Source organism: Amycolatopsis echigonensis (genome assembly GCF_002846615.1).
GTDB lineage: Bacteria > Actinomycetota > Actinomycetes > Mycobacteriales > Pseudonocardiaceae > Amycolatopsis > Amycolatopsis echigonensis.
In genome coordinates this window covers 1,350,164-1,367,570 of the sequence record NZ_PJMY01000003.1, presented here as the reverse complement: position 1 = coordinate 1,367,570, position 17,407 = coordinate 1,350,164, and the positions used below count along the sequence as shown (strand labels likewise).

21 protein-coding genes are annotated in these 17,407 nt (G+C 69.4%); 12 read left to right on the top strand and 9 right to left on the bottom strand.

From position 1 onward, the window contains the following. Positions 1 to 27: 27 nt before the first annotated feature. The 4 genes from ATK30_RS10925 to ATK30_RS10910 form a co-directional block, all read right to left on the bottom strand. On the bottom strand, positions 28 to 828 hold the full coding sequence (locus tag ATK30_RS10925) for an ESX secretion-associated protein EspG (RefSeq protein WP_101435500.1): 801 nt from the start codon (positions 826 to 828) through the stop codon (positions 28 to 30). Next, a complete protein-coding gene (locus ATK30_RS10920) occupies positions 825 to 1,151 on the bottom strand; it encodes a hypothetical protein (protein WP_101435499.1) in 327 nt (108 codons plus the stop codon). The genes ATK30_RS10925 and ATK30_RS10920 overlap by 4 nt, the downstream gene beginning before the upstream one ends. 25 nt (positions 1,152 to 1,176) lie before the next feature. Continuing rightward, positions 1,177 to 2,334 carry a WXG100 family type VII secretion target gene (locus ATK30_RS10915; protein WP_101435498.1) on the bottom strand — a complete coding sequence of 386 codons (1,158 nt, stop codon included), beginning with the start codon at positions 2,332 to 2,334 and terminating at the stop codon, positions 1,177 to 1,179. Positions 2,335 to 2,422: 88 nt separating this feature from the next. After that, a complete protein-coding gene (locus tag ATK30_RS10910; protein ID WP_208637321.1) occupies positions 2,423 to 2,962 on the bottom strand; it encodes a PadR family transcriptional regulator in 540 nt (179 codons plus the stop codon). Positions 2,963 to 3,026: 64 nt separating this feature from the next. Here ATK30_RS10910 and ATK30_RS10905 point away from each other — a divergent pair, with 64 nt between their 5' ends. From ATK30_RS10905 to mptB, 3 genes are all read left to right on the top strand, one after another. Next, complete coding sequence (locus ATK30_RS10905; protein ID WP_220818183.1) at positions 3,027 to 3,971, top strand: hypothetical protein; 945 nt, start codon at positions 3,027 to 3,029, stop codon at positions 3,969 to 3,971. Positions 3,972 to 4,080: 109 nt separating this feature from the next. Then, positions 4,081 to 4,293 (top strand): superoxide dismutase family protein, encoded by a 213-nt coding sequence (locus tag ATK30_RS45590; RefSeq protein WP_208637320.1) that lies wholly within the window; start codon positions 4,081 to 4,083, stop codon positions 4,291 to 4,293. 136 nt (positions 4,294 to 4,429) lie between these two features. Then, the gene (gene mptB / locus ATK30_RS10895) at positions 4,430 to 5,878 is read left to right on the top strand and encodes a polyprenol phosphomannose-dependent alpha 1,6 mannosyltransferase MptB (RefSeq protein WP_101435496.1); all 1,449 of its coding nucleotides are present in this window, start codon (positions 4,430 to 4,432) and stop codon (positions 5,876 to 5,878) included. On the opposite strand, the gene ATK30_RS10890 is transcribed toward mptB, so the two are convergent. Then, entirely contained in the window at positions 5,875 to 6,354 is a 480-nt protein-coding gene (locus ATK30_RS10890; RefSeq protein WP_101435495.1) for a VOC family protein, read from the bottom strand. The genes mptB and ATK30_RS10890 overlap by 4 nt on opposite strands. Positions 6,355 to 6,405: 51 nt before the next feature. Between ATK30_RS10890 and ATK30_RS10885 the strand changes: the two genes are divergently transcribed. From ATK30_RS10885 to ATK30_RS10875, 3 genes are all read left to right on the top strand, one after another. Next, positions 6,406 to 7,050: a TetR/AcrR family transcriptional regulator gene (locus tag ATK30_RS10885; protein ID WP_208637319.1), complete on the top strand. Its 645-nt coding sequence runs from the start codon at positions 6,406 to 6,408 to the stop codon at positions 7,048 to 7,050. Between the two features lie 9 nt (positions 7,051 to 7,059). After that, positions 7,060 to 7,737, top strand: a complete 678-nt coding sequence (locus tag ATK30_RS10880; protein ID WP_101435494.1) for a haloacid dehalogenase type II — start codon at positions 7,060 to 7,062, stop codon at positions 7,735 to 7,737. Positions 7,738 to 7,890: 153 nt separating this feature from the next. Further along, the gene (locus ATK30_RS10875) at positions 7,891 to 8,505 is read left to right on the top strand and encodes a ClpP family protease (RefSeq protein WP_009073576.1); all 615 of its coding nucleotides are present in this window, start codon (positions 7,891 to 7,893) and stop codon (positions 8,503 to 8,505) included. 17 nt (positions 8,506 to 8,522) lie between these two features. On the opposite strand, the gene ATK30_RS10870 is transcribed toward ATK30_RS10875, so the two are convergent. Beyond that, positions 8,523 to 9,797 (bottom strand): IS110 family transposase, encoded by a 1,275-nt coding sequence (locus tag ATK30_RS10870; protein WP_101434032.1) that lies wholly within the window; start codon positions 9,795 to 9,797, stop codon positions 8,523 to 8,525. 209 nt (positions 9,798 to 10,006) lie between these two features. On the opposite strand from ATK30_RS10870, the gene ATK30_RS10865 reads away from it, so the two are divergent. Continuing rightward, positions 10,007 to 10,597 carry a ClpP family protease gene (locus tag ATK30_RS10865; protein WP_101440745.1) on the top strand — a complete coding sequence of 197 codons (591 nt, stop codon included), beginning with the start codon at positions 10,007 to 10,009 and terminating at the stop codon, positions 10,595 to 10,597. Between the two features lie 15 nt (positions 10,598 to 10,612). Here the strand turns inward: ATK30_RS10865 and ATK30_RS10860 are convergent, their stop codons facing one another. Together ATK30_RS10860 and ATK30_RS10855 are read right to left on the bottom strand one after the other, a co-directional pair. Continuing rightward, a complete protein-coding gene (locus tag ATK30_RS10860; RefSeq protein ID WP_101435493.1) occupies positions 10,613 to 10,960 on the bottom strand; it encodes a helix-turn-helix domain-containing protein in 348 nt (115 codons plus the stop codon). 47 nt (positions 10,961 to 11,007) lie between these two features. Beyond that, positions 11,008 to 11,250 carry a hypothetical protein gene (locus tag ATK30_RS10855; protein WP_101435492.1) on the bottom strand — a complete coding sequence of 81 codons (243 nt, stop codon included), beginning with the start codon at positions 11,248 to 11,250 and terminating at the stop codon, positions 11,008 to 11,010. 397 nt (positions 11,251 to 11,647) lie between these two features. Between ATK30_RS10855 and ATK30_RS10850 the strand changes: the two genes are divergently transcribed. From ATK30_RS10850 to ATK30_RS10840, 4 genes are all read left to right on the top strand, one after another. Next, positions 11,648 to 12,751 carry a pyridoxal phosphate-dependent decarboxylase family protein gene (locus tag ATK30_RS10850; RefSeq protein WP_244194581.1) on the top strand — a complete coding sequence of 368 codons (1,104 nt, stop codon included), beginning with the start codon at positions 11,648 to 11,650 and terminating at the stop codon, positions 12,749 to 12,751. Continuing rightward, positions 12,748 to 12,981: a hypothetical protein gene (locus ATK30_RS46090; RefSeq protein ID WP_244194580.1), complete on the top strand. Its 234-nt coding sequence runs from the start codon at positions 12,748 to 12,750 to the stop codon at positions 12,979 to 12,981. Before ATK30_RS10850 ends, ATK30_RS46090 begins: the two co-directional genes overlap by 4 nt. Positions 12,982 to 13,957: 976 nt before the next feature. After that, complete coding sequence (locus ATK30_RS10845) at positions 13,958 to 15,136, top strand: MFS transporter (protein WP_101435491.1); 1,179 nt, start codon at positions 13,958 to 13,960, stop codon at positions 15,134 to 15,136. 14 nt (positions 15,137 to 15,150) lie between these two features. Continuing rightward, complete coding sequence (locus tag ATK30_RS10840) at positions 15,151 to 15,972, top strand: aldo/keto reductase (RefSeq protein WP_101435490.1); 822 nt, start codon at positions 15,151 to 15,153, stop codon at positions 15,970 to 15,972. A 208-nt stretch (positions 15,973 to 16,180) separates the two neighbouring features. Here ATK30_RS10840 and ATK30_RS10835 read toward each other — a convergent pair whose 3' ends face one another. Beyond that, the gene (locus tag ATK30_RS10835; protein ID WP_101435489.1) at positions 16,181 to 16,765 is read right to left on the bottom strand and encodes a dihydrofolate reductase family protein; all 585 of its coding nucleotides are present in this window, start codon (positions 16,763 to 16,765) and stop codon (positions 16,181 to 16,183) included. 70 nt (positions 16,766 to 16,835) lie between these two features. Here ATK30_RS10835 and ATK30_RS10830 point away from each other — a divergent pair, with 70 nt between their 5' ends. Beyond that, entirely contained in the window at positions 16,836 to 17,405 is a 570-nt protein-coding gene (locus tag ATK30_RS10830; protein WP_101435488.1) for a TetR/AcrR family transcriptional regulator, read from the top strand. The last annotated feature ends 2 nt before the right edge of the window (positions 17,406 to 17,407 follow it).

Below are 17,407 nucleotides of genomic sequence, written 5' to 3'. Positions count from 1 at the left end.
AAGGTCCTCCGGTCGTTTTCGGTGCGGTCATCGCGGCCGTCGCGCGACAGTGGCCAGCTCGCCGAGGGCGAAGCGCAGATCGGCCGGGCGCAGCGAGTTCACGCTGATCCAGCCGTCGCGCGCGGGGTTGATCCGGACGCGGCCGCGCGGACCGTCCATCCAGGACAGTTCGCGGCCTTCCCGGGTGCGCCCGTCGCGGGTCGCGCCGAGCTGGCCGCGGCCGGTCAGCGGGACGACCAGCCCGACGAGGCTGTCCAGCGCCGCCGGGTCGCCGCCGCTGTCGCGGACGAGGTCGCGCAGCCGGTGCGCACGGGAGGTGTCGTCCTCGTCGTCGTCGAGCGCCATCGCCTCCTTGACCGCGTGCGCGGGCAGCGTGACCGGCATCGTCCGAGCCGCCTCCACGTGCGGGATCTCCGCGAGCACGGCGTCCACCAGCGCGGTCTCGTCCACGCGGCGCACCGACAACGTGTCCGCCTCGAGCCGCTGACGGCAGATCAGCGCCGACGACTGGTAGACGAGTGCGGTGACGGCGGTCGCCCCCTCGGCGTCCGCCACCACCAAATCAACGATGCCGCGGCGTTCGCGCAGTGCGGTCACGGCTTCCGCGGCGAGGCCGTCCGGCCCGGATTCGTCCGCGAGGCCGCGCACCCGCAGCGCGTGCGCGGCGGTGGCGAACAGGATCTCGCGTTCGCCGTCGATCCGGCCGTAGGACGGCACCCGCAACGGAAACGGCCAGCTCGCCCCCGCGTGCGCGGCCAGCAGGTCGGCCTCGACGAGTCCGATGTGGACGGTCTCGTCGCCGGTGCGCGGCGGCAGCACGGCGGTCATTCGGCTTGCCGTTCGAGTCGCTGGAACGCTTCCCGCACCCCGGATTCGTGTTCCTGGTAACGCCGGATGCCGGCCCGCAGCGCCTCGTGGAACCCGGTCAGCTCGGTGTCCGCCGCGCCCAGTTCGCCGGTGAGCCCGGCGTGTCCGGCGGCCTCGCGCAGCCGCTGCGCCAGATGCAGTGCGGGCGGCGCGGTGCCGAGCTGCGGGAGCCGGTCGGCGAGCCGTCCCGCCGAACCGACGAGTTCCCCGGTCTGCTCGCCGAGTCTGCCCAGCGCGGCGACCTGCCGGTCCAGTGCGTTCGGGGCGACCTCGTGGCCGGTCATCGAATGCTCCTGTCGTTCTGGTCAGTCACAGCCCGATCACCGGGCTGATGGTCTTGTCTTCGGGGTTGAGGAGCGGCTGGTCGAGCACCGGCATCTTGTTCTTGTGCTCCTCTTCTTCCTCCTCCGAGGCGTTCGCGCCGCGGCCGGGCATCATGCCGTTGCCGTTGGCCGCGCGAGCCGCGGCCATCTCCGCCATCGCGGCGTTGCGGGCGAGCATCGCGCCTTCCATGCCGAGCGCGGAGCGAAACCCGACAGACAGCCCTGATTCGACCGGGGTCGCGGTGGTCAGCGCGCCCCACGGCATGCCGCTGCCCGCGCCGGTCCCGGCACCTGCTCCGCCGAGCGGACCGACGTAGCTCGACGCACTGGTCGACTCGTCCGCGCCGTAGGAATCCGCGGTCGTCGCCCCGGCGGGCGGCGGATTGATGGCGCGCGAACTCTTGTGCAGGCTGGCTTCGTAGCGCTGCATCACGTGCACCGCTTCGGCTTTCTGTTCGGCCGCGGCGACATTCGCGGCGAACAGGCTGGCCCCGCCGCCCGCGACCGCGCCGATCGCCGCCCCCATCAACGCACCCGGACCGGCTCCGATGCCGCCCGCCCCGGCCCCGAGGATTCCGCCGATGACCGCGCCCGCACCCGCTCCGGCCGCCGCGGCGGCGACTGCGCCCCCAGTCGGGTCGCCTGGCGGTTTCGGCATGGTGTTGCGCGCGACGGCGAGCGAATCGCCGGCGTTCTGGGCGGCGCCGCCGACGGTCCCGGCGCGGTCGCCGATCCCGGACGCGCGCTCGCCGAGCGCACCCAGCCGTCCGGAAGCGCGTTCGGCCGCCTGTCCGCTCCAGTTCTCGTGCAGCGTCCCCTGCTGCTCCTTGAGCGAATCGGCGTGTGCGCGCATTTCCGAACCGTGCCGCTGCCATTCGGCCGCGACCGTGCTGACGTCGCCGACGTCGGCCTTGTCCCACAGCATCTGGTACAGCTGCTGGTGCGTGTAGGCGTTCCAATTGGTGCCGCCGGGCGGGATCGGGGCCCCGAAGTAGCCCTCCCACACGTTGCGCAGCGCGGACACCACTGGTTTGGCCAGGTCGCCGAGCGGCCCCGCCTTGTCGAGTCCCGCGAGTGCCGAGTCCGCCAGGTTCTCCACCCCGGCCGACGCGGCGTCGACCACTGATCCGGATTCGCCGGTCATACCCCCACCTTCGCCTCTGCCCGGCCAGCTGGCGCCGGGCACTCGCGCACGGTAAGGGGCGGCGATGAAATCACGATGAAAGCTGTGATCACCGGGGCGGGACGAGGTCTCCGCTCTCGATCCGGGCCGCGGTGCGGGCGAGCCAGGCGGCGTCGTGCTCGAGCCGGGAAACCAGGAAATGCACCTCGATCATGTGCATTTCCGGCAAAGCGGCGTTGTCGAGCGTCGCGGAGAGCTCGTGGTGCTGGTCTCGGACCCGTTCGGCCCGGTCGCGCAGCAGGGTCGCCGCGCGCTCCGGCGGCAGCGCGCCGAGGTAGGCGAGTGCGATCAGGAACCGGGAGTCGAGATTCGGGTCGGCGTCGCGCAGCTGCCGTTCGATCCGTTCGCGGAAATCGGCGAGACCCGCTTCGGTCAGCCGCACCGGCTGCGGGTCGCCGTCGCCGTCCGGCTCGACGAGGCCGTTCCGGGTCAGCGTGCCGACCAGCGTGTACACGGTCGACGTCTTCGGGTTCAGGAACGGATAACGCGTGCGGAGTTCGCGCAGGAGCGCGTACTGGTGGCGCGGGGTTTCCACGAGCAGGCCCAGCATCGGCAGCACGAGCGGGTTGTCGAGAGCGTTCGTCGGCACCGGATCAGGGTAGCGGATGTTAGTCGTATACGAGTACTGTTGCTCGTATACGACTACTGGAGGGATGTCCGTGATCACCTTTGGCGTGTGGCCCGGCGTGGTCGGCAAGGATCTGGTGCGGCTGGAAACCTTCATCGACGCGCCGCCGGAGGACGTCGAACGGACCGCGGAAGCGTTGCGGGACCTCGCGGAGGGCACGCAGCGGTTCTATGTGCGGTGCTATCGCAGCTATCGCGGCGCGCACGAGCCGACGCCGCCGGACCCGGTGCCGTACCTCGGCGACGGACGGGTGGTCGACTACGTGCTCGGCTACAGCAGTCCGGAGGTCGATCCGGACGGGTTCTCCGCTGCGGTGCGCGCCGCGGTTCGCGAGGTCGTCGAGCTGGGCGGCGGGAAACTGCAGGTCTGCGAAGAGGTCAACGTGGCCGCGCCGCTGGACGGCGGCAGCCCTGGTTGTTACGAAGCGCTCGGGTCCGGGCTCGCAGCGGCGCTCGACGAGCGGGCGCGGCTCGGGGCCGACGTGGCGATCGGGTTCAACGCCGCGGTCGCGCTGCCCGGCGATCCATTCTGGGCCGAGGTGCGCACAGCGGTGGACCCCCAGGTGCTGGCCCGGCTGGATTTCCTTGGCCTGGACTTCTTTCCGGACGTCTTCCGTCCCGTGCCCGCCGACGCGTTGGCCGGTGCGGTGACGCACGTCGTGCGGTCGTTTCGCGAATCCGCGTCGGCGATCGGGATCCCGTCGGGAGTGCCGATGCACATCACTGAGACCGGTTGGCCGACTGGCCCGGAGAATTCGGAGGAGCACCAGGTTCGGGTGATGGAATCCGTTGCGCGCACGGTCTTCGGGCTGGCTTCTGAGGTCGGGGTGGACACATACGAGATTTTCGGGCTGCGGGACGGGCTGTCGAGCGGTCCGCGAGAAAATAGGTTCGGGCTGTTGCGGGACGACTATTCCGCGAAACCGGTGTACGAGACGGTGAAACGGCTGATCGCCGAATATTCTTTCTGACCGCGAAAGGTGGACATTCCGCCGCGTGCCGTACCCGTTTGGTGTCATCTGGCCTCTGGCCGCAGGGAAGGCGAGGCCCGATCCTGGACCGGTCAGAGAGCACCGGTTCGTGCTGGACACCTTCACCTTGGACCAGCTGTTCGTTCCGGACGGGACCTCGATCATCGTGCACTCGAAGTCCGACAATTTCGCGAACATTCCCGCCGATCGCAACAGCGTGCGCAACGATCCGAAAGCACCGGTGCCGGACGAAAAAACCAAGGCGACCGGCGATGCTGGCTCCCGGTTCGCCTGTGGCGTGATCACCCGCGACCAGCCCTGAGTCCTTTGTGGACGCGGGTTGGGCAAGGCCCGTGAGGGGACTCTGATTCCCCGGGAGTCCCCTCGCGGACCGGTAGCCGGGGCGGTGGGGCGGTGGCTGGCTACTACGATCACCGCATGTCGTGCGCAGGTCTTCGATGAGTAGTCAGCCGGTCACGCTCTCGCGGCCCGTGCGGTTCTTCAGTTTCGCGTCCGCGACGAGTCTGCGCTGGACCGGCTTCGGCGGCGTACTGCTGCTGGCCGTCGCGGTGTACGCCGGCGCCGCCGGGATGCCGGGGGTGCTGCCGTTCGCGGGCGGGATCGCCGGCGTCGGGCTGGTGGTGCTCGCGTGGGCGCTGCTCGGCGGACGCGTGCTCGCCTCGGACGCCCCCGGCGCGCGCTGGCTGAAGTGGACGCTCGCGTGGTGGTGCGGGCCGCTGCTCGTCGTGCCGCCGTTGTTCAGCGGGGACGTTTTCAGCTATCTCGCGCAGGGTGCGGTGGCAGCGCACGGGTTTGACCTCAACGTCGTCGGGCCGCGGCAAGCGCTGGGCTCGGCCTCGGACATCGTCGGCCGGGTGAGCGTTTACTGGCGTGAGACGCCGTCGCCGTACGGGCCGTTGTTCGGTGCGGTGGAGCGGGTCATCGCGCAGGTGTCCGGCGGGAACCCGATCGTCGGCGTCGCGCTGCACCGGCTGGTCGAGGTCGCCGGGCTGGTGCTGATCGCGTGGGCGGTGCCGCGATTGGCCGCCGCGGCGGGAGCGTCGCCGCGGGTCGCGTTGTGGCTGGGCGTGCTGAACCCGCTGGTGCTGTGGCACGTGGTCGCCGGGATGCACAACGATTCGCTGATGCTCGGCCTGATGCTCGCGGGCGTCGCGATCGCGCTGGACGCGGTGGGCGACCGGATCCGCTGGTGGCCGCTCGCGGGCGGGGTGCTGCTGATCGCGCTCGGCGCGGAGGTGAAGGTACCCGCGCTGGTCGCGCTGGCCGCGGTCGGGACGGCGATCGCCCGCCGGCGCGGCCGGATCGGTGAATTCCTGCTCGCCGGCGCGGGGATGATCGTCGTCTTCGCGGCGGTGTCCGCGGTGGTTTCGCTGGCGTCGGGGATCGGGTTCAGCTGGGTGTCCGCGCTGACGACCTCGGGGGAGGTCAACAGCTGGATGGCGCCCACGAACTGGTTCGGCTTTCTCGTCGGCGGCATCGGTTCGCTGTTCGGCGCGCACATCACGCAGACGATGATCGGCGTCGGCAAGATCATCGGGTACGTGCTCACCGCGGCCGCGATCGTCGTCGTGCTGCGGCGTCAATGGACCGGCCGGATCGACGCGGTCCGCTCGCTCGGGCTGATGCTGAGCGCGGTCGTGGTTTTCGGGCCTGTCGTGCAGCCGTGGTACCTGCTGTGGGCGGTAGTTCCGCTGGCCGCGTCGTTGTCGGCCGGGCGAGTGCGGTCGGTGGTGATCACGCTCGTCGCGGTGTTTTCCGTCGTGCTGCCGCCGGTGGGAGGCAACTTCAGCGGGCGCGTCGGATTGCTGGTGCTCGCATACGGGATCGGGCTCGTGGTGGTGGTCACGGCGTTCTTCGCGCTGCGCAAAGCGTCCACAGTGGACTAACGTTTGCTCAGCCAGACCTGTTCGGCCGCTTGCGCGGACGCGATCGCGTCGTCGACCACCAGCGGGTTCGCCGGGTCGAGGGCGGTGTGCGATTCGGTGGTGTAGAAGCGGACCTCGTGCCCGTCCGGGTCGTGCAGGCCGGGCAGGATCCAGCCGAGGGTCGCGAAGTGGACGCCCGCGTGCTGTTCGCCGCGGCGGGTGAGGTCTTCGGCGAGTTCGGTGATGGCGGTCCGGTCCGGGACGCCGATGGAGAAGTAGTCGAACCCGGCCGCGGCGCGGGCGAGGTCCGGATTGAGGACGAGGCCGAGGTCCGGCCCGCCGCGCGGATGCGTCATCGTGACGCCGGTCCGGCGGCCGTGCTGGCGGAATTCGAGGGCGATCGCGTAGCCGAGCCGGTCGGCGTACCAGGCTGCCGACCGGTCCAGGTCGGTCACCGGCAATTTCAGGTGGTGCACTCCGTCAAGGGTGGGAATCATCGGTGACCTCCACTGATGCAGTAAGACTGCAATGCAGTTATGATGCATCTGGTGAAAGACCAGGTCAAGGCCGATGCCCGGGCCGAGTTCGGGGCCGCCCGGATCGCGCGGACCGAGGCGCTCGTCGTCGCGGCTGCGCGGGAGTTGTTCCTCGAGCACGGCTACGCGGCCACCGCACTCACGCAGGTCGCGCGCCGGGCCGGGGTCGCGCCGAGGACCGTGTACGTCCGCTTCGGCACCAAGGCGGCGTTGTTCCGGCGGGTCATCGACGAGGCGTTGGTGGGAGACGCGGAGCCGATCGACGTCGCGCACCGGCCGCGGGCGCAGGACGCGATGACCGCCGGAACCCTGGCCGAACGGCTGGACGCGCTCGCGGACGTCGCGGCCGGAATCGCGGATCGTGCCGGAGCCTTGCTCGAGGTGGCGGCGCAAGCCGAGGGCGCGGAGCCGGAGATCGCCGAGGCAGCGCAATCTGGTCGGCGGGAGACGGCGCGGTTGTGCAGGGAATTCTGGTCTCGTGCTTCCCTCGACGGTCTGATTCAGTCCATTATGGACACCGGGCAGCTCGCGAACACCACGGATGCGTTGCTGTGTGCGGACACGATGGTGCATCTGCGCCGGGTGCACGGCTGGTCTCACGCGGAATACGGACGCTGGTTGCGTGAGGCGTTGCGCACGCTGGTTGCGGCCGGATAGGTTGCGATCATGGACATCGAGGTGCTCGTGTTCGACGTACTCGGCACGCTCGTCGACGAACCGGCCGGAATCCGCGCGGGAATCCGGAAATTCGCGCCGTCGCTCGCTGAAACAGAGGTCGACGAGCTGCTTTCGGTGTGGCAGAAGCATGTCGAGCAGGAACAAGGCCGCATCGTCGCGGGGGAGCGGCCGTACGTCGCGAGCGACGTCCTCGATCGGGAGGCCGCGCAGGCAGTCGCGGATGCCGTCGGTATCGGCGACGCGGCTGAGTTGGCGCTCGCGGCGAGGAAACTGCCGCCGTGGCCGGACACGGTCGATGGGCTCGCCCGCCTCGCCGAACGGTTCCCGCTGGTCGGCCTGTCCAACGCAAGCCGGACCGTGCTGCTCGACCTGTGCGCGAACGCCGGACTGCGCTGGCACACCGTGCTTTCCGCGGAAGACGCCCGCACCTACAAACCGGCCACGGACGTCTACCGGCTGGCCATCGACGTCGCCGGACGCGCGCCGGACCGGCTGCTGATGGTCGCCGCGCACGCCTGGGACCTGCGCGGGGCACAGGAAGCCGGGTTCCGCACCGCGTACGTCGGCCGCCCGGTCGGCGACCCGCCCGGTCCCGCCGATCGCTTCGACCTGCGGGCAGACGGACTCGCGGACCTCGCCGACCAGCTCGAGCACGGTCGCGGCTGAGCCCAGGGCGGCCGTCGAACGGACCGCAGGCCACGACGGCACCGCGTACCGAACCTGGTGCGCGAAATCGGCTGACTTCCGCGCTGCTCACAGCAGATCTGCCGTGGGCAGAGAAGGCGGACGCGGCCGGGTCCGCGGCGGCACAGTCGGGGCATGACCAACGAATCGACTCCGCCGATGTTCGACCAGCGGCTCCGGGAACGGTTCCTGAGCCAGCGGGTCCTCGTACTGGACGGCGTGCTCGACGACGACAACGGGACGGTCCTCGCGACCCAGATGCTGTCCCTGGCCGGCGAAGACCCGGTCAAGGACATCGCGCTGTGGATCCACTCGCCCGGCGGTTCGGTCCCGTCGATGCTCGCGATCCGCGACGTGATGCGGCTGGTGCCGTGCGACGTGTCGACGCTCGCGCTCGGGCTGGCTTGCAGCGCCGGGCAGTTCCTGCTGTCCGCGGGCACGCCCGGGAAGCGATTCGCCCTGCCGCACGCGCGGATCCTGATGCACCAGGGTTCGGCGGGCATCGGCGGCTCGGCGGTGGAGGTCGAGGTGCAGGCCGACGACCTGCGCTACACGCGGGACACCGTGCTCGGCCTCACCGCGCAGGACACCGGGCAGCCGTTCGACCGCATTTTCGCCGATTCCCTGCACGACCGGTGGTACACCGCCGCGGAGGCGAAGGACTACGGCTTCATCGACCAGATCGTCGACCGCCTGGAGCAGGTCGTGCCGGTGCGCACGCACGCGATGGGCCTGGGGGTACGCGCATGAGACACCCTCTGTCAACCTCAGGCCGCCGAGGGATGCTGGTGGGCTTGCTGCCGGTTGCGAATGTGAATGGTCTCGTCGTAGCGGATGCGTTTGACCAGGCAGTGCCACAAGATTTCCAGCCATCGGTTCGCCAAAGCGCGCAGGGCCGAGTGATGGCTCTTCCCGGCGGCGATTTTCCCGTCGTAGAACTCCCGCGCCCATGCGCTGCGGGAGAGGCTGCAAAAGGCCCACTGATGCACGGCTGCGCCCAGGTAGTGGTTGTGCGCCAGACGACGGGCGACGACGAACTCGCTCCGGCCGGAGCGGCGGGTGACCGGGGCGGTTCCGCCGTAGCATTGCAGCCCGTTCGGTGTGGCGAACTGGGTGATGTCGTCTCCGATTTCTCCGGCTATCCGGGCGGCGAGCCGGTCCCCGAGTCCGGGGAAACTCAGGTAGATGTCACCGCCCGGGACCGCTTTTCCCGGATCGGGTTCCTTCGCCTGTGTTGCGTGGCCGCGGCGGGCCGTTCCGAGCAGCAGTTCGGCCATGCGGCGTTCCCAGGCCCGTCGTTGGTCGCGGATGGCCAGCAGCTGGGTCGCGGTCAGCGCGATCGTGCCGGTTTTCGCGCGCGCCAGGTAGTCTTTCACCGGCAGCCGGTCGGCGGCGAGGGCGTCGGCGACGCGGGCGGCGAACCGGTCGGGCCAGCCGTGGCTGGCGGCGCGGGCGAACGCGGCGATGTCGTGCGGGTCGGCCGCAGCGAGCTCGTCGTGGCCGGGCCAGCGGCTCAGCAGCTTGAGCATGACCGGCGAACCGAGGTTGCCGCCGGCGATGGCCAGCGCGGCAGGGAAGGTTGCCAGCAGGTCCGCGCGCAGCCGGTTGAGCAGCCGGCGCTCGTCGCGGGCGGCGCGTTCGTCGTCCCGGGCGATCGTGCGCAATTCTCCCGCCAGCTCGCCGTGCGGGATCAGTTTCCGCAATTCCAGAAACTGGTCCAATGCCAGCAGGCAGCAGATCCTGGCGTCTTCGGCGTCGTCTTTCTTTTTAGCCGGCCCGCGGCGGCGGGCCACCACGTCCGGATTGACCGGAAGAACAGTGAAACCGGCGTCGGCCAGCGTTTCCACCAACAGGCCGTGTCGGGTTTCCAGCACGACCCGCACGTCGGCCGGGTCGGTTTCCAGCTCCAGGCAACGGGCCACAAGCCGGTTGACTCCCGCTGCGGTGTGGTCGATACGGAATTGTTCGATCACCCCTTCTCCGGGGCGACCCAAGGCCACGTCGTGAAACGATTCCGCCCAGTCGATGCCTGCTCCAAGCAAATGCTCCGACTCCCTTCGCGTCCAGCAACGAAAAAACTGGAACCGGAGGCCGCGCGTCGTGCTGATAAACCAGTCCTCATCGGGACAACACCCTCCAAGACGACAAGCCTCCGGCTACAACCCCCGAGGACGCTGTCTCATTTCAGTCCTCGCAGGACAAGCACCAGAAGCGTTCCCCGGAGGTCCCAGCCATGAAAGAAGGTACCGCTATCAGCACCTACACCATCCCGAACGTCGTGACTCGCAGTCCGGGCGGCGAGCGGATCATGGACGTCTACTCGCACCTGTTGTCCGAACGGATCGTGTACCTGGGCACGGCGATCGACGCGGGCGTCGCGAACGCGCTGATCGCGCAGCTGCTGTTCCTGGAGTCGGACAACCCGGAACAGGAAATCAACCTGTACATCAATTCCGAGGGCGGCGACCCGGCCGCGATGCTGGCGCTGTACGACACGATGCGGTTCATCAAGGCCCCGGTGGCGACGACCTGCGTCGGCCAAGCGGTGGCGACGGGTGCGGTACTGCTGGCCGCCGGCGAGGCGGGCCGTCGGTCGGTGCTGCCGCACGCGCGCGTCGTGCTGCATCAGCCCGCCGCGCAGGGGCGCGGGACGATCCCGGACCTGATCCTGCAGGCGGACGAGGTGATCCGGGTGCGGACGCAACTGGAGGAGATCACGTCCCGGCACACCGGGCATGACGTCGAGGAGCTGCGGCACGACACCGACCGCGACCGGGTGTTCGACGCAGCCGGTGCGGTGGAATACGGACTGGCGGATCAGGTGATCGCGGAGCGTCCGTGAGCCGGCCCGCGCCGTTCAGGCCGCCATCAGCACCGGTCCGGCCGGACGGCGCGTCGGCCGCGGCCCCACGACGCTGATCCGCCGCATGTCCCCGGCGATCTCGCTCAGCAGTCCGGCCAGGTTCACCCCGAGCGCCCCGGTCACCGCGGCGATCATCTCGCTCGACGGTTCCTTCCGGCCGCGCTCGATCTCGGACAGGTACTGCGGCGAGATCCCGGCCCGCTCGGCGACGTCGACGAGCCGCTCGCCCTGGTTCTCCCGCGCGGAGCGGAGACTGCGGCCGAGCACCTCGCGCCACAGAGGCTCGGCCTCGTCGTCCCGGGCGGGGGCGCGGCGCTGGTGGAAAGGAAGGATGTCCGCCATAGGCCCCAGCCTGGCATCAGCCGGGCCCGCGACGACAGCGGTTCCGCTCAGGGCAGAACGCCGGTGCTCACCCGGCGACCTGTTTTGCGGAGCATGATCGCGCCGAGCACCTGCGCGATCGCCGACACCGCGATGCCGACTGCGGACAGCGGGTTCCGGTGCGCCCGGCGATGAGTCCGCAGGCCAGTCCGGCAGGGCCGAGGGGGAGCGCGGTACGCCCGGATGCCGGGCAGGTCGATCGGCTGGAGCGGGACGACGCAGCCGAGGATGCGGAGGACCAGCGCCGCCACACCGAGACGCCGCTCGCCGGGATGGGCTGGCGGGTAGGGGAGTAGCTCGGGCAGTGCTGGGCGTTCGGGGGAACGGGCGCTGGGGCGGCGGGGTCGTCTGGCCTGCCGACTGCCCCGTCCCTTGCCCGGCTGCCGGTCCCGGTTGCGCTGGGCCGGGTATCGGTGGGAGCCAGGGCTGCGGCATCGGGTGAGGTGCGGGATCGGCGTGCGGCAATGGTTGTTGCGAGGACCTCGCCGGTGGCGCGGGCTGGTGTGCGGGGCCGTCAGTCGCCGGAAAGCTCCCCACCGCGCGAAAGAACCGTCGCACACGTTAGAGCGCCAGCGCGAGAACCCCACTCCGCTTCCCGCCGGTCGGTAGGGTGCCCCGAGCAGCAACCAGCGACCGACGAGGTGACGCATGGACCGACGCGAACTGATCGACCAGGCTCTCCGCGGCGTCGAGGCGTGGGAACGCAAATGGGGTCCGTTCACCCCGTCCCCGGCAAGCCAGCCAGACGTCGATCTCCCCGCGCTGCTCGACACCTACGCCGCCCGGATGGACGCGTCCTTTCCCTTCTTCCATCCCCGTTACGCGGGCCAGATGCTCAAACCGCCGCATCCGGTCGCGGTCGCCGCCTATCTCGCCGCGATGGTGGTCAATCCGAACAACCACGCGCTCGACGCGTCGCAGGCCACCTCGCCGATGGAGGTCGAGGTCATCGCGGACCTGGCGCGGATGTTCGGATTCGCGCAGCCGTCGCTCGGCCACCTCACCTCCAGCGGGACGATCGCGAACCTCGAAGCCCTCTGGGTCGCCCGCGAACTGGCCCCGGGCAAGGCAATCGTCCATTCGCGGGACGCGCACTACACGCACGGCCGCATGTGCCAGGTGCTCGGCGTGGAATCCCGCGCGGTGCGGGCACTTCCCGACGGGCGCGTTGATATGTCAGCTGTCGAAGCTGAAGTCCGCGGCGGCGGGGTAGGCACGGTGGTGCTGACTCCCGGAACGACCGGACTCGGCGCGGTTGACGACATCCAGCAAGCCCTTGCGCTGAAGGAAAGATACGGAGTCCGCCTGCACGTCGACGGTGCGTACGGCGGGTTCTACACCCTGCTGGACGAGTACGAGGCCTACCGCGCGATCGGCTCGTGCGATTCGGTCGTGGTCGACCCGCACAAACACGGACTTCAGCCCTACGGATGCGGAGCGGTGCTGTTCGCCGACCCGGCAGTCGGCCGGTTCTACAAACACGATTCTCCCTATACCTACTTCACTTCTGACGAATTGCACCTCGGAGAGATCTCCCTGGAATGCTCCCGTGCGGGTGCCGCGGCCGGAGCGCTTTGGCTTACGCTGCAAGCATTCCCGCTGGAAAGAGACCGTGGCCTCGGCCGGTTGCTCGCGGCCTGTCGTCGAGCGGCGAACGACTTTGCCCGACTCCTCAAGGAATCCGATCGTTTCGCACTCCACCTAGAGCCCACTTTGGACATCGTTACTTACTGGCCCGGCGGGCCCGGATGAGCGAGATCACCGAAGCAGCCAATACTGTTCTCCAGAACGGTATGGGAGACAAGGAAAATCCGCTCTATCTGTCCACTCTGCGCGTCGACGCGGGCGCTTTCGCCGCACTGCACCCTGACATCGAACGCGACGCCGAGACCGTCACCATCCTCCGGTCGGTCTTGATGAAGCCGGAGCACGAGGCCTGGGTTCCGCAGCTCAACCAAGCACTGAACCGGTTGGCGGACTGACTCCCGGACGGCGGGACCGACCCGCCCACCGGACGGCAGGCTCAACCCGTCCAAACCCGGACTGCAGGACCGGCCCACCCACCCGGCCAGCGGGACCGACCCACCCAACCCGGACGGACCGCTGGTTGCCTGCGGCGCGCGTGGCAAAGGAACCGCGCCCCGCAGCCCGGTCGACCGCTCCCACACCTCGCAACCCGGCCGCCGCGGAGACGGTGAACTGAATGGGGGCGACTGGATTCCGCCGACCACATCCCGCTGACTGAATCCAGCCCACGACATCCAGCCCACGACATCCAGCCCACAACATCCAGCAGACTGTATACAAACAACGACATTCCGCCGACCGAGGAGCCTCGGGCTGGATGCGCAGGGCCGCAGAGGCCGGGCGCGGTGGAGCCGACGCTGTTCGCACGAATCCCGCCGAGGGATCGCGCTGCCGGGGTCCGGCAAGCCAGGATCCGCTGCCGGGATCGGGCCACTCCTGGGATACCGCCGCCCGGACCCCGCCGCTGGGATACCGCCGCCCGGGTCATGTCGACGGACTCCTGGCGCTGCCGTGTTCTGGAGACCCTCGACTGAATCCCGTCTCCGATCGACCTGCTGCAGGTATCCCGTCGATTGCATACCGTCGACATGCCATCTGAGAGCAGCCGACTAGCCCGCGGCTATTACCGCCCTGCGGATCGCTCACCCGCCACAGCCCGCTCCCTGTCAACCGCCCTGACCCGCCAACAGTCAGCAGGGTCCGCGAGGTCCTTCGGCCTGGGGCAGCCGCGCCTCAGCCGCGCCTGTAGAGCCGCATCGGGTTCCTGGCACGACACACCTGTGCGCTGCCCCACGGGAGCCAAAAACCACTCCCTCAATCGGCGCCAACTGTGACCCTCGTCAACAACAAGCGCCAACAACATACCGCGTATGCAACTATTGCTGAAGCCGACAAGCGGCACCAACACGCAGACCAAGGAGACGCGGGCTCATGCCATTAGCACTGGTAGCGCTGGCCATCGGGGCGTTCGGAATCGGCACCACCGAGTTCGTGATCATGGGTCTCCTCCCGGAGATCGCCACCGACTTCGGGGTCTCCATCCCGTCCGCGGGACTCCTGGTGACCGGGTACGCCCTCGGGGTCGTCGCCGGCGCCCCGGTGATGACCATTCTCGGCACGAAGATCAACCGCAAGACGATGCTCATGCTGCTCATGGGCCTGTTCATCGCCGGGAACCTGCTGTCGGCGGTCGCGCCTGCCTTCGGGGTGATGCTCGCCGGGCGGATCGTCGCGTCGCTCGCGCACGGGGCGTTCTTCGGGATCGGCTCGGTCGTCGCGGCGGAGCTCGTCGCGCCGGACAAGCGGGCCGGGGCGATCGCGATCATGTTCACCGGGCTCACGGTCGCCAACATCGTCGGCGTGCCGCTCGGGACGTTCGTCGGGCAGGCGGTCGGCTGGCGGGTCACCTTCGGGATCGTCGCGGCGCTGGGCGTCGTCGGGCTCGCCGGAGTCGCGAAGCTGGTGCCGGATCTGCCCCGGCCCGAAGGAGCGCACCTGCGCAAGGAGCTGGCCGCGTTCCGGAACATCCAGGTGGTTCTCGCGATGGCGATGACGGTGCTCGGCTTCGGCGGCGTCTTCGCCGCGATCACCTACATCGCCCCGATGATGACCGAGATCGCCGGGTATTCGGCGGGCGCGGTGACTTGGCTGCTGGTGCTGTTCGGCATCGGCATGTTCCTCGGCAACCTGACCGGCGGCCGGTTCGCGGACCGCAAGCTCATGCCCATGTTGTACGTCAGCCTCGGCGGGCTCGCGATCGTCCTGGCGTTGTTCACCGCCACCGCGCACAGCAAAATCCTCGCCGCGGCAACGATTCTGCTGATCGGCGCGCTCGGCTTCGCCACCGTGCCGCCATTGCAGAAGCGCGTGCTCGACCAGGCACACGGCGCGCCGACGCTCGCTTCCGTCGTCAACATCGGCGCGTTCAACCTCGGCAACGCGCTGTCCGCGTGGCTCGGCGGCGTCGTGATTTCCGCCGGATTCGGCTACACCGCACCGAACTGGGTCGGGGTCGCGCTCGCCGGTTCCGCGCTCGGCCTCGCGCTCTTGTCGGCCGCGCTCGAACGCCGTCCGCGCGTCGCGGCGGCGGAACCCCTTGTCCAGCACTGAGAAAGGCAACTCGCATGACTGTCCCCCACGTCCGCCTCAACAACGGCGTCGACATCCCGCAGCTCGGCTTCGGCGTCTTCCAAGTCCCGGACGACCAGACCACCGCCGCGGTGGCCAGCGCTCTCGAATCCGGTTACCGCAGCATCGACACCGCCGCGATCTACGGCAACGAAGCTGGCGTCGGACGCGCCATCGCCGAATCCGGGATCTCCCGCGAGGACGTCTTCGTCACCACCAAGCTGTGGAACGACGACCAAGGCTACGACTCCACCCTGCGCGCCTTCGACGCCAGTCTCGCGAAACTCGGTCTCGACTACGTAGACCTGTACCTGATCCACTGGCCGACGCCTGCCCGCGACCGCTACCTCGACACCTGGCGTGCCCTGGAGCACCTCGTCAAGGACGGTCGCATCCGAGCCGCCGGCGTGTCCAACTTCCAGCCCGCGCACCTGCGTCGCCTGCTCGACAACAGCGACCTCGTGCCCGCGGTCAACCAGATCGAACTGCACCCCGGTCTGCAGCAGACCGAACTGCGCGATTTCCACGCCGAGCACGGCATCGCGACCGAAGCGTGGAGCCCGCTTGCCCAGGGTGCGGTCCTGGCCGACCCGGCGATCACCGAAATCGCCGCGCGCACTGGGAAATCCCCCGCGCAGGTGGTGCTGCGCTGGCACCTGCAGCTGGGCACCATCGTGATCCCGAAGTCCGTGACGCCCGCCCGGATCCGGCAGAACTTCGACGTATTCGACTTCGAGCTGACCGAGAGCGACCTCGCCGCGATCGCCGCCACCGACCGCGGCCTGCGTACTGGGCCGGACCCGGATCAGCTCAACTGATCATTGCGGCGCAACGGAAAACCGCGCCCCCGCTCCTCGACGCCGCATTGAGTGCTCGGCATGCACTCGATGCGGCGTTCGATGCGTCTGCCGCACCCAATGCTTCGGTGGGCGACACAGAGCTGTCGCGGATCGGTGCGGCGCGGCCTGGGCCGTGGCTGGGACCCGGCGGCTGACCGGTCCGTGTCTGGGACACTGCGACTCCGGGCTAGTTCCGCACAAGCCGGGTAGCCGTGACCCCGTTCGGGAAAGCCGTCCGCTCCGCCACCGAAAACACCGTCGGATCGAACCCGCCCTCCACCATCGGGATGCCCGCGCCCGCCACCACCGGGTAGCTCTTCAGCACGATCTCGTCGATCTCCGGCAGCAGCGCCCCGGCCAGTTTGCCGCCGCCGCACAGCCAGATGTCTTTCCCGGTTTCCTCCTTCTTCAGGTCTCTCACCAGGCCGACCGGGTCGCCGGGGACGACGGTCACCGCCGGGTCGAGGTCCGGTTTCAGCATGCTCGACACGACGTACTGCCGCAGGTGCGCATAGGGACTGGGCACGGTCGGATCGAGCTGGTGGGTCGCGCGGCCCATCACCACGGTGTCGAACCGGCGGTTCGGGACGTCCGCGACACCGGCGCCGGCGCGGAAGGCGGTCGGGATGGTTTCCGGGTACAGCGAGTTCAGGAATCCCAGGTAGGCGGGAGTCTGCTGGGCGTCGCCCTGCGGGAAGAAGTCGAACTCGCCCGCGGGGCCGGCGATGCGGCCGTCGAGGGTGACCGCGACGTAGTACACGAGCTTTCGCATCTAAAGACTCCATCTATAGTACTATGTTTGAAGTGGTTTGAACGTACAACTACAGCTGGAGTGGTGTCAAATGGTCCGGAGGAACGACCAGCGGCGGGCTGCGCTCGTCGACGCGGCGATCGAGGTGCTGGCGCGCGAGGGTGCGCGAGGACTGACGTTCCGGGCGGTCGACGGGGAGGCCGGCGTGCCCGCGGGCACCGCGTCGAACTACTTCGCCAATCGGGACGAGCTTTTCACGCAGGCCGGGGCTCGGGTGTACGAGCGGCTGCAGCCCGACGACGACTCGATCCCGCCCGGGCGCGGGGACCGGGAGTCGTATGCCCAGTTGATGCGTGAGCTGGTCAGCCGGGTCGCGGCGTTTCGGACCGGGTATCTCGCGTTGCTGGAGCTCCGGCTCGAGGCCACTCGACGGCCGGAACTGCGCAAGGTGCTGACGGAGCGGGTCCGGGCCGACGTCGACGCGAACGTCGCGTACCACGAAGCGTCCGGGCTGCCTGGCGACGCCACGGCGGTCAAGCTGCTGATTCTCGCGCTGAACTGGCTGATCGTCGAACAGCTGACCCTGCCGGACGTATTCGACGAGGCGGAGCGGGAACAATTGATCACCGAAGCGGTCGAACGGATCGTCGCCCCCGAATAAGG

Coding starts and splice junctions, on each gene's coding strand:
- ATK30_RS10925 (WP_101435500.1), bottom strand. CDS start 828: ATGACCGCCGTGCTGCCGCCGCGCACCGGCGACGAGACCGTCCACATC.
- ATK30_RS10920 (WP_101435499.1), bottom strand. CDS start 1,151: ATGACCGGCCACGAGGTCGCCCCGAACGCACTGGACCGGCAGGTCGCC.
- ATK30_RS10915 (WP_101435498.1), bottom strand. CDS start 2,334: ATGACCGGCGAATCCGGATCAGTGGTCGACGCCGCGTCGGCCGGGGTG.
- ATK30_RS10905 (WP_220818183.1), top strand. CDS start 3,027: ATGTCCGTGATCACCTTTGGCGTGTGGCCCGGCGTGGTCGGCAAGGAT.
- mptB (WP_101435496.1), top strand. CDS start 4,430: ATGAGTAGTCAGCCGGTCACGCTCTCGCGGCCCGTGCGGTTCTTCAGT.
- ATK30_RS10890 (WP_101435495.1), bottom strand. CDS start 6,354: ATGATTCCCACCCTTGACGGAGTGCACCACCTGAAATTGCCGGTGACC.
- ATK30_RS10880 (WP_101435494.1), top strand. CDS start 7,060: ATGGACATCGAGGTGCTCGTGTTCGACGTACTCGGCACGCTCGTCGAC.
- ATK30_RS10875 (WP_009073576.1), top strand. CDS start 7,891: ATGACCAACGAATCGACTCCGCCGATGTTCGACCAGCGGCTCCGGGAA.
- ATK30_RS10860 (WP_101435493.1), bottom strand. CDS start 10,960: ATGGCGGACATCCTTCCTTTCCACCAGCGCCGCGCCCCCGCCCGGGAC.
- ATK30_RS10850 (WP_244194581.1), top strand. CDS start 11,648: ATGGACCGACGCGAACTGATCGACCAGGCTCTCCGCGGCGTCGAGGCG.
- ATK30_RS46090 (WP_244194580.1), top strand. CDS start 12,748: ATGAGCGAGATCACCGAAGCAGCCAATACTGTTCTCCAGAACGGTATG.
- ATK30_RS10845 (WP_101435491.1), top strand. CDS start 13,958: ATGCCATTAGCACTGGTAGCGCTGGCCATCGGGGCGTTCGGAATCGGC.
- ATK30_RS10840 (WP_101435490.1), top strand. CDS start 15,151: ATGACTGTCCCCCACGTCCGCCTCAACAACGGCGTCGACATCCCGCAG.
- ATK30_RS10835 (WP_101435489.1), bottom strand. CDS start 16,765: ATGCGAAAGCTCGTGTACTACGTCGCGGTCACCCTCGACGGCCGCATC.
- ATK30_RS10830 (WP_101435488.1), top strand. CDS start 16,836: ATGGTCCGGAGGAACGACCAGCGGCGGGCTGCGCTCGTCGACGCGGCG.